Annotated in this window: 7 protein-coding genes; 6 read left to right on the forward strand and 1 reads right to left on the reverse strand. The window is 62.5% G+C overall.

The features are described from left to right. Positions 1–60: 60 nt before the first annotated feature. Both G8O24_RS24670 and G8O24_RS24675 read left to right on the forward strand, forming a co-directional pair. Positions 61–735 (forward strand): hypothetical protein, encoded by a 675-nt coding sequence (locus G8O24_RS24670; protein ID WP_188103873.1) that lies wholly within the window; start codon positions 61–63, stop codon positions 733–735. Positions 736–902: 167 nt separating this feature from the next. Continuing rightward, complete coding sequence (locus G8O24_RS24675; RefSeq protein WP_188103874.1) at positions 903–1,265, forward strand: hypothetical protein; 363 nt, start codon at positions 903–905, stop codon at positions 1,263–1,265. 88 nt (positions 1,266–1,353) lie between these two features. Here the strand turns inward: G8O24_RS24675 and G8O24_RS44450 are convergent, their stop codons facing one another. Further along, entirely contained in the window at positions 1,354–4,038 is a 2,685-nt protein-coding gene (locus G8O24_RS44450) for a hypothetical protein (protein WP_244645982.1), read from the reverse strand. 286 nt (positions 4,039–4,324) lie between these two features. On the opposite strand from G8O24_RS44450, the gene G8O24_RS24685 reads away from it, so the two are divergent. The 4 genes from G8O24_RS24685 to G8O24_RS24700 form a co-directional block, all read left to right on the forward strand. Then, positions 4,325–4,672 carry a hypothetical protein gene (locus G8O24_RS24685; RefSeq protein WP_188103876.1) on the forward strand — a complete coding sequence of 116 codons (348 nt, stop codon included), beginning with the start codon at positions 4,325–4,327 and terminating at the stop codon, positions 4,670–4,672. A gap of 229 nt (positions 4,673–4,901) precedes the next feature. After that, the gene (locus G8O24_RS24690; protein WP_188103878.1) at positions 4,902–5,237 is read left to right on the forward strand and encodes a hypothetical protein; all 336 of its coding nucleotides are present in this window, start codon (positions 4,902–4,904) and stop codon (positions 5,235–5,237) included. 374 nt (positions 5,238–5,611) lie between these two features. After that, positions 5,612–6,322, forward strand: coding sequence for a SapC family protein (locus tag G8O24_RS24695; protein ID WP_188103879.1), 711 nt, complete (start codon positions 5,612–5,614; stop codon positions 6,320–6,322). A gap of 193 nt (positions 6,323–6,515) precedes the next feature. After that, the coding region (locus G8O24_RS24700) for a leukotoxin LktA family filamentous adhesin (RefSeq protein ID WP_188103881.1) at positions 6,516–10,263 on the forward strand (3,748 nt) is incomplete at its 3' end.

Raw genomic sequence — 10,263 nt, forward strand, 5'->3', positions numbered from 1 at the left:
TAAAGGAGGCGTCGCGAGGACGTTCCGGCGACGGCCTCCTTTTGCTCGCTCATGAGGTCAATGCAGATGACCACGACATCCGACACGCTGGGCTTCGCCGAGCATCTCGACGCCGCAGCGCTTGCAGCCGCAGCATCCGAAGCCCACCCCGCGCCCGAAGCGCCGGAAGCTCCAGCGCCGGGCAAACGGTCCAGCCGGAAATCGATCCTGGCCTTCTCCGTGTGTGCCTTGGCGATCAACGGCGCGACAGCCATCTACACATCGCCGTTCGATCTTCCGTCGCCGGACCTCAGCAATCTGGCTGCACTGTTTCCGCGCCAGGAAGAGGCCGCGCCAAAACCGGATCCTGTCGTCGCTGCCTTGAAGGAGATCCAATCGGTCCAGCAGCAACAGGCTGCCGCGCTGCAAGAGATCAATTCGTCCTTGCAGCAAAATACCGCCCTGCGGCAGCAGGATTCGACGGTTCTGGTGTCGCTGCGACAGAGCATCACGGACGAGCGCGTCGATGTGAAGAGGATATCGCCGCAGCTTTCGACGCTGATCGCGAAGATCGACTCGCTACAGAACACGATGACGTCGGACGTCACGGCCTCCATTCGCAAGGCGCATGCTCGCTACGGATTGCCCGCCGCGTTGCGCAAGCGGATGATCCGGGAGTCGAAATCCGTCGGGCCGGTGTCGGTCGGCGGAGCTCCGCTGAGTGCCCCGGCGACGGTGGCAGCTCCGGAGAGCTGAAGCGGCTCGACTGAGGGGTAGGGCTGATCGCGCCGGACCGCGCTTGCCTGGCCACGCGCTGGCCTGTATCCACGTCTCATCGAGGGCCGTTGACGATGCCGGCCCGGAACTTCTTTTTGTTGCCCTGATTGCTATGACTGGCAGTGCTCGCTTTTGGGAAAGGCGTAATGAAGAAGGTTGTCGGGTCAATATTCGTTTTGAATTTCATCGCCGCGATGATGAGCCAAGCCTCGGCCGCATCATGTGAAGCCTGGCAGCAGGAATGTGCTCGGTTTCACGGATATCAAACGCCGAATTGGGTGGCCTGCATGAATCAGCCGCAGGCTCGGTACGACTGTAGTGGCGGCGGCGGGTATAGTCGTCGGCAGTATGACGATGGCTACTACGGCGGCGGGTATGTACGCGAGCCGCGCCCGGACCTCTGCGGCAACTGGTATCGAGAATGCGCCCGCTATCACGGCCGCGGAACGCCGGATTGGCACGACTGCATGCATCAGCCACAAGCTTTGGCCGATTGCGGGCGATACTAGATCAGTCAGCCACAGCTTGCGAGTGCTGCTCGATCGACAGTTTGGCCGCCGCCTTCGCCGGTTCTCGATCCATCCATCCGTGCGTGGTTCACACGAGGACATGAAACTCGTGCCATTGACCCCATTGCATTCCGTCGCTGGCACGCACCCAGAGATCGTCAGGCACGGTGCCGGCTTGGAAGCTCGCCGCGGTTAGCTGGACTGGCGTGACGTTGATTGCGGTGTTTGCCGGTTGGGCGGTCCCGCCGACGGTCCAGTGACCGCTCGAGGCGGAGGGCGTGGAATCCCAAAACTGATACTGCGCGATTGTGTCGCCATCAGCATCCGAGACCGAGAACAGAGATGATGCAGCGACGTTCTGATTGGGCGTGGCCTGGGTATCGGTTGCCGTGACCACAGGCGCGCGATCGGTCGGGGCGTTGACGTGAAACTCCTTCCATGGCCCCCAGGCAAAGCCGTCGTAAGCCCGGGCCCAGAGATCATCCGAACCTGAGCCGCTCTGGAACGTCGTGGACGAGAGTTGGGCTGCCGTCACATTGATAGCGACGCCGGGCGTCTGCGCTGCTCCCCCGACCATCCAGTGACCGCTGCTGGGATCGGAGGTCGAGTCCCACAGCTGATAGTTTGTGATGGTGTCTCCGTCCGCGTCAGAGGCCGAAAAAAGGGTCGAGGCGGCGATATTCTGGTTGTGAGCCGCCGTGAAATCCGTCGCGGTCACGGTCGGGGGATTGTCGAGCGGGGCATTGACGTGAAACTCTTTCCAGCTGCTCCATGCCGTGCCGTCGAAGGCCTGCACCCAGAGGTCATCCGACCCCGATCCACTCTGAAATGATGTATTCGCCAGCTGAGCAGCGCTGACGTCGATGTTCTGGTTCGACGGCTGCACGGCTCCGGCAACGACGAAATGCCCGCTTGCGGGGTCGGCGGTCGAATCCCAAAATCGGTAATTGGTGATCGTGTCGTGATCGGCATCGCTGACCGTGAACAGGCTGGAGGCCGCGATGTTCTGCCCGTGGGTCGCGCTCAGGTCGGATGCGCTGACCACCGGAGCATTGTCGACAGGCGCATTGACATGAAACTCCTTCCACGCCCCCCACAGCGTGCCGTCATTGGCTCGCACCCACAAATCATCCGATCCGGAGCCGCTCTGAAAGGACGTTGATGCCAACTGTGCGGCGCTGACGTCGATGGCGACATTCGACCCCTGCGACACGCCACCCAGGACCCAATGACCGCTGGACGGGTCGGTGGTCGAGTCCCAAAGCTGGTAATTGGTGATCGCATCACCATCGACATCGGTCGCAGTAAACAAGGCGGAAGCCGCGATGTTCTGGTTATGTGTCGCGGCAAAATCACTCGCGCTGACGACCGGGGCATGATCTGCGAAGGGGGTCGCCGTAAACGGCACCCATGCGCCCCACATTGTTCCGTCATAGGCTCTGACCCAGAGCTGATCTGCCGCGGACCCAAACTGATAGCTCGTTTGGGCGAGCTGGGCGGCTGCGATATCGATCTCCAGGTTGGTGCCCTCGATCGCGCCGTTGACAGTCCAATGACCATTGCCGTTGGTGTCCCACAGCGCATATTGCGTGATTGAATCGCCATCGGGATCGCTCGCGCTGAAGAGGGTCGTCGCGGAGGCCGATGTCTCTCCATGGATTGCGGCCACGTTCGAAGCCGAAACGACGGGAGGATTGTCGGCCACCGTCACCGTCAAAGGCTGCCATGTGCCCCAGAAGACGCCATCGAACGCTCTGATCCAAAGCTGATCAGAGGCCAGGCCGGACTGGTAGGTGGTGTTTGCAAGTTGGGCTGCACTTATGTCGATCTCCGTGTTGGTGCCTTGCGCAACGCCATTGATCAGCCAGTGCCCATTCCCGTTTGTGTCCCAAAGCGCATATTCGGTGATTGAATCGCCGGTCGCGACACTCGTCGTAAACATCGACGATGCAGCAAAGCTCTGGCCGCGCGTCGCGGAGATGTCATGTGTGGTGACAACCGGCGCGGTCCGGAGGCTATAGCCGAGATCTTTCAGCACTCCGAGATCGAGCGCGGAGATGGCGTATTGGTAATCGTAGAAGAACACGATGCCGTTCATCAGATCCAATGTGAGCGGATCCTGAACGGTGGAAGGTGTGGCGCGAAGATCGGATTGCTGGTTGCCGAAATGATAGTAGTTCTGGCTCGTGCTGTTCGTGGTGATCGGCACCGGACCACCATAGGCGGCTTCAGCATTCGCTCCGGTAAAATACACTGACCCTGAAGGCGCTTTCGAAAGGAACGTGTCGAACGTTGACTCGTAGTTGCCCGGCAATGCACCCGATTGATTGTACCATCCCGACATCCCGAAACCGTGCATCAACTCGTGCAGGAAGACGACAATGGGATTGTACTCGTTACTCGGCACTGGGCTGCTGTATGTCAGCCCCGAGGCGAGATCGAGGTTCCTGAAATAGCCCGGATCGATCGTGATCGTTATGTCGCTCGTGGTGCCGTTGACATGATGGCCGGTCGTGAGCTCGTAGAGCGCCGAAGATTCATAGACCGACAGACCTTGAGCTGTGGTGCCGGTGTAGGCGGACGAGGTCGGCCCTCCCGCTTCTCGTCCCTCCTGCGTGGCGGCGACATTGAGCGCCACGACCAGCGTGCCCGTTCCCAGAATATACTGGGACCACACGCCAAGGGCCTGCTGGATGTCATAGACCAGAGTGGGGTCGGCACTGCCGCCCGCGTTGGATGGATCGTTCAGTTGAACAGAGTAATTCCAGGACATTTATGCACCAGCAATTGGCAATAGGACGCCAATTTAGACTGCGCGCAAAAGTGAGGTCAACCGCGCCCTGCATTCATGGGTGGTGGTTTGTATCCTGCGCCGATGCTGATCGCGTCGGCAGACGGAGATGGAGCGGATCAAATGCCCGCGCTGCGGCGTCGGGTATGTTGCAGTCGGGTGTTTTGCGTCAGGTCGATGACGTGCGGGCGGCGATGCGCGTCATATAACCTTCGCATTCCATGTCGTCGGTCGCGCGACCCGCAGGACGAGCCTCGGCATTCCTTGAATGGTACTGTGCAAGATCGTGGCACTGCGCCTGCGCGGCGTCGGCTTCCTGGTCGGCGGGTTTTTATTTGCGCTGCCGCGGCGGCGGGGTTTTGGCTGCGCCATCCGCAACGTCCGCAATGTCTTGCTGAGCCAACTCTTCAACGAGAAGGATGACCGCGAGGCGCGTACCCCGACTTCCGATTTCCCTAAAGGCGCTGATCAATCGCAGCGTTTCGCGTTCGATATCGGAATGAGCCATCGCAACCGTGAACACACACGAAAGCCGCAGCGGAGACCGCTGCGGCCTCAGTGTCAAAAAAATCCGGGTGAAAGAGATCTAGGTAAATTATGGAGCCAGCCCCGGTAAGGATTTTTTAGCCGAGTTGAGCGCGCCAGGCGAGTCATTTCGCGAGTTCCGAAAATGAAACTTTGGAGCTCGACCGTGCGCTGGAACCAGTTGCTCTTTGCCAAGTTTTCCCGACGCCCTTTCCCCAAAGGGCAGACCCCCAAGTCGTCTGCCCCAGCTCATGCCCCCAACCCTGAGCTGGGGCTCTTTTCGCCACGTTCAGAAATGCGAGGCACGTCTGCTTCAGCGGGTGAGCGCGTTCGGCGCGCTCACGGAGCTCGATGGCTCCAGCCAAATCGTCGGCATCCTCGAGCAAAGCGCTTCGCTCTCGATCGGCAATGTGGAGACCGCTTCAGGCCGCGGCAAAACGCTCCAGCCATCGAAATTCCGTAGCTCGCGTTTCGGGGCTTCCACCTTTCCTGAAGCAAATGCAGACAACCAAAATGCCGACCGGTGCGATTGCCGAAAGTTCCCAGACTATCAAATGTTGGTTGCCATTCCATTTGAAGATCTGTCTGGTCGGGAGGTTCTGGAAATCGGCCTCGGCTGGATCAGTGTCTCAGCGCCTCGCCGAGGCGGGAGCTAAGCTGACTGGGCGCGATATTGCGGAGGCTCCCGTGCACTGGCTCAAATATCGCGTCGGATTAAGACAGGCGTCTTCGAGACCCAATTTTCCAGCATGACCATCAGCCATGCCGTCACGGCCGTACTTCGCCATGCCTGGCGAGTTAACGCCTTCGGCGACGCAGACGTCGCCCCGCGTACGGCCGCAATAGCTGTCGGGGCGCCGTCATCTGCTTGCCACAAGGTCGACCTGCTCCGGCAGTCGAGCAGAGGATTGCCAATCCATTTACGTCAAGGCGGCCAATCATCGTAGACTTCAGATAGTCGGAATGATAGTTGAAATGTGATTAAAACGCCCGGTTGAGGCGGCGGTGGTCGGTTGAGTTGGAGGGCGTATTGGTCAATAGCGTTATTTTCTACGGAAATATTATCCCGTTGGATCGCGATAACCACCGCAATCTGGCGCTTGATACATCTGACGATCGCTTTGGATTTTCGGCCGGATCACATGTCATTCCGGCGGTTTTTGACGAGTTCGTCGCAGCGGCCACGCATCTTCCGATTGTGTTTCTGCCCGGCGTCAATGCTCCGGTGCCCGTCTTCCTGGTCGGATTGCGCTCCGGCGAGAATGTCCTGGTGAACGCCGAGGGCCGTTGGCTTGGGGATTACATTCCGGCCTATGTACGCCGCTATCCGCTGATGTTTGGCGAGATCGAGGGCCGCGATGCTGTCACTTGCATCGACTCGGCTTACGCCTTGCCGGAGGGCAAGACAGGCGAACGCATGTTCAACGATGAAGGCGGCGAACAGCCTGTCCTGCTCGATCGCATCCGCCTGATGAACGACTTCTTTCTTGCGGCAAAGCGTGGCGAGGCTGCCGTCGATACCCTTACCGCCCTCAATCTGCTGCGTCCTGTCACGATCGACGCGAAATTTCCTTCGGGAGAGACGCTGGCCCTGCACGGGATGCTCACGGTCGACCCGGGCAGGCTCGATGAGCTCTCGGACGACGAGTTTCTTCGTTTGCGGCGGGAAGGCCTGCTCCAGCCGATCTACGCGCACATTCAAAGTCTATCCAGGATCGATGAGATCAGGAAATTGAGTTGAAGCGGGGCTGCGTGTGTAGGGCGCGGCAGCGCCCTACGACTGTTGCCCGATACTTGATCAAATACTTTTAAGTGAATCTGCCGAGCAGATTCGCCACGACGCCGAACAGAATAAATAGCTGCGGCAGGGGGTGGTTATGGTCTTGAGCGTCCATCGAGCGGGCAAACAATTGTTGCCCAGCCGCCGATCCCTGATGCGAGGTGCCTCGTGGCTGCCGCTTGCGGCCGCAGCTTTGGTTTCCAACGCGATCGATGCCCGCGCCCAGGCCGTGAATCTCGGGGGAGTGCAGCCCCGACCGCAGGCGCGTATCCGCAGCTTCGATAACATGGTGCCGGCCGGCGTACAGCGGCAATCGCCTGGCAACAACATCGTCACCGACGGCCAGACCGCGACGAACGTGCGGGTGCACGGCAGCACCACCACGATCACCACGTCGACGATCAGCGGGGGCAACGCGTTCAACTCCTTCAAGACCTTCTCGGAAGCGCAAGGCAATACGGTCAACCTCGTGGTGCCCGATGCGGCCGGCAAGCTCGTCAACGTGGTCCGTGAAGGCCCGGTCAACATCCAGGGCGTCCTCAACTCGTACCAGAACGGAAAAATCGGCGGCAAGGTCGTGTTCGCCGACTCCTATGGCTTTGTGGTCGGTGCGTCCGGCAGCATCAATGTCGGCGGCCTGACTGTCGTAACGCCGACCAAGGCGACGATTGACCGGATGATCTCCGGGGGCGCCGTCAACAACGCACTTGTGGCGCGGGTCGTGACCGGAGACGTGCCGCTGTCTCCCGACGGTTCCGTCGTCATCAATGGTCGCGTCAACGCTACCCAATTCGTCAAGATCACAGCGACCGACGTGCGCGTTGCCGGCTCGCTTCAGGCCGCCCGTGCGGCGGCCGAGCAGAAAGCGCAGTTCGCTGCCACCGTGAATACCCGTGGATGGGGAGGTGGCGGGACGCTCGTTGCGCACAACGGCAGCATATCGATCAGCGGCGCCAACAGCGTCGCGATCGATGGTTCGGTTCGCGCCGGTTCGGCGCGACATCCAGGCGCGATCTCTGTGGCTTCCGGCAAGTCGGTTCGCGTGACCGGCAAGCTAGAGGTGGAGGGGGGTGCCGGTCGCAACGGCGGCAACATCGATGTGTCGTCAGGCGGGGACATAACCATCGCAGGAACGGCGAAACTCAGCGTCGCCGGTATCGGCCAAAATTCCAATGCGGGTGCGATCTCGGTCAAGGCCGGCTCGAACCTTTCCGTCGAGGACGGCGCCAGCTTCAATGCGCATGGCGGGACGAGCGGCAATGGCGGTTCGGTCGAACTCAGCGCGCACAATCTCGAGACGCTCGGCAGGATCACGGTCGATCTCGGCGCCACCGCCGGCAAGGCCGGCAGCCTGCTGCTCGACCCGGCCGATCTTGTCATCGGCGCGGTTGATCATGGCTATGCGAGCTACGCGCCGAACATCACGACGAACGGCGGCAGCGTCAATCTGCTGGCGGACAATTCGATCACGGTTGCTGCTGACGGCATCATCGATACGCGCTCGGCGAGCGGATCGGGGTCTGTCAACCTGACGGCCCCGCACATCAATCTGATCGGCGGCTCCCAGATTTTGGCAAGTTCCGTCGGAGGCGGAGCCGCGGGCAACATCGTGCTGACATCCGTCGCGGGGGCGGCGGGTGATGCGAGCATCTTGATCGGCGATACCTCGGGATTGCGGACGACGATCGCCGGCCAGGACCTGATCTTCCACGTCACGGCAAATGCCGGCGGCAGCACGGCGCATGCCGTCGTGCTGATGAAAAATGCCGATGTGACTGCGGCCGGCAGGCTCGAAGTGTCCGCACTCGCAGGCGTCAACAAGAGCGTCAATTCGGTCGGTGCCGTCGCCACCACCGATGTGCTCGCTGCAGTGGATATTCTGGATGGTGCCAAGCTGGTGATCGGAGGAACCGCAAGCTTGCAGGCGACCGCTTCCACGACGATCAACGCAACGGCTGCGCCGAATGCGTTGTCCTCGCTCGTGGCCGATGCCTCGGCGGCAGTTGTCAACGCGGGCAGCACGGCCCGTGTGCACATCGGTGGCACCGCCGATGTGCATGTCACCGGGGCGCTGGGTCTGACCTCGAACAACACCGTCTCCAGCACCAGCAGGGCGGATGCCAGCGGCTCCTCGGCCGCCGGTGCCAGCGTCGCCGTGAACATCCTTGATGTCGAGACTTCGGCGCTGATCGATGGCACTGCCAAGATTGCATCCGGTCCCTTGAGTCTTGCGGCCACTTCTAACGTCGCCGTCAGCACCGCCGCAAAAGCCGCGGCGCAGGGCGCCGGGGAAGCCGGGAGCGGCAGCACCGCGGGGCATTATCTGTCCAACGCCAAATACGCCCCTTACGAGTCGACCAGCGATGGCGGGGTCAAGGCCGCCGGTGCGCTCGCGATCGCCGATGTGACGTCGAACACGCTGGCGCAGATGTCCTCCTCGGTGAAGGCGGTGGTCACGGGCGCAACCAGTGTCAGCAGCACGACCGGCAATTCTTCCAGCGTGATGGCCGACGGATCGAGCGCCTCCGGGTCGACGGGAGTCGGCGTCGCGGTCGGCGTTGGTCTGTCGCATATCTCGAACAAATCCCTGTTGCAGCAGCAGATCGAGACCTCCGGCCTGACTTTGTCGGCGACGATGACGGGAACGGCGGTCGACAACAGCTTTGCGGTGAGCGCGACCTCTGGTGCGGCCGGCAGCAATGTTGGCGTCGCCGGCGCGTTGGCGACCAATCTGCTCGATTCGGAGAGCATCGCCCGGTTCGGCTCGCCGCTGGCCATCCTGTCCGGCGGCGCGGTGTCCCTCACTGCGGCAGACCTTTCGACTGCGACGGCGCTGGCCACGCCGGCGGGCTCGGGGGCCTCGGGCGGCAAGGTTGGGGTTGGCGCCTCGGTTGCGCTGAACCTGGTTGCGACGCGTGCGACGGCGGAGCTTGCGGACGGATCCTCGCTGGCGGGCGCCGGCGACGTGACGCTGCATGCGCTGGGCGTGCATGGGATCGTGACGCAGGCCGAGCAGGGCTCGGCGGGCGGGATTGCGGTGACGCCGGTGATCGCGCTGACGCTGGCCTCGGACCGGACGCGGGCCTCGGTGGGGGCGCTGTCGGGCGGGCTGGATGCGAGCGGCACGATCGATGTTGCGGCAAGGCAGCTGTCGAGCGCGCTGACGCAGGCGAGCGGGTCGGCGGCGGGCGGCAAGGCGGCGGTGGGCGCGGCGCTTGCGATCGCGGTGCTGGACGAGGAGACCATCGCGACGACGTCGTCGAGCATCCGCACGCCGGGCGCGGTGAGCTTCACGGCGGAGGGCGCGGCGCTGGCTGCGACGGCGGCGGTGGCGAGTGCCTCCGGTGGCAACGGCACCGACAGCAATGGCAACTCGACCGACAAGGACGGCTCGGCGGACGCCAAGGTCGCCAAGGAGACGCAAGGGGCGGGAGCGCGGGAGAGCTCGGCCGGGGTCGGCGATGCCGACCAGCAGGCGACGACGTCGGGGGCGGCCCAGAGCGAGAACGGCCAAGGCAAGACCAGCGACGGCTCGGTTGCGGTTGCGGCCGCGATCGGGGTGACGGTGCTGCATGCGAAGGTGCAGGCCTATGTGCCGGCCTCGGTTGGCGTGAGCAGCGGGGCGCTGTCGGTGAGCGCGACCTCGAACGCGGACGCCAAGACCAGCGCGGACGGCTCGGCGGTTGGCAGCGATGCGGCGGCCTCGAAGGTCGGGGTCGGTGTCGGGCTGTCGCTGAACCTGGTGCGGGTCGAGAACAATGCGCTGCTCGGCGGTGGCATTGCCTGGTCGACGGCGCCGGCCGGGGCGATCTCCGGGGTGAGCGCGGATCATTACACGGTGTCGTCGCTGACGCTGCGGGCGGCGCAGGACGATCTCGGTGTCGCCGCGCCGGTGGTGACGG

The sequence above is a fragment of the Bradyrhizobium campsiandrae genome, from assembly GCF_014529705.1.
Classification (GTDB): domain Bacteria; phylum Pseudomonadota; class Alphaproteobacteria; order Rhizobiales; family Xanthobacteraceae; genus Bradyrhizobium; species Bradyrhizobium campsiandrae.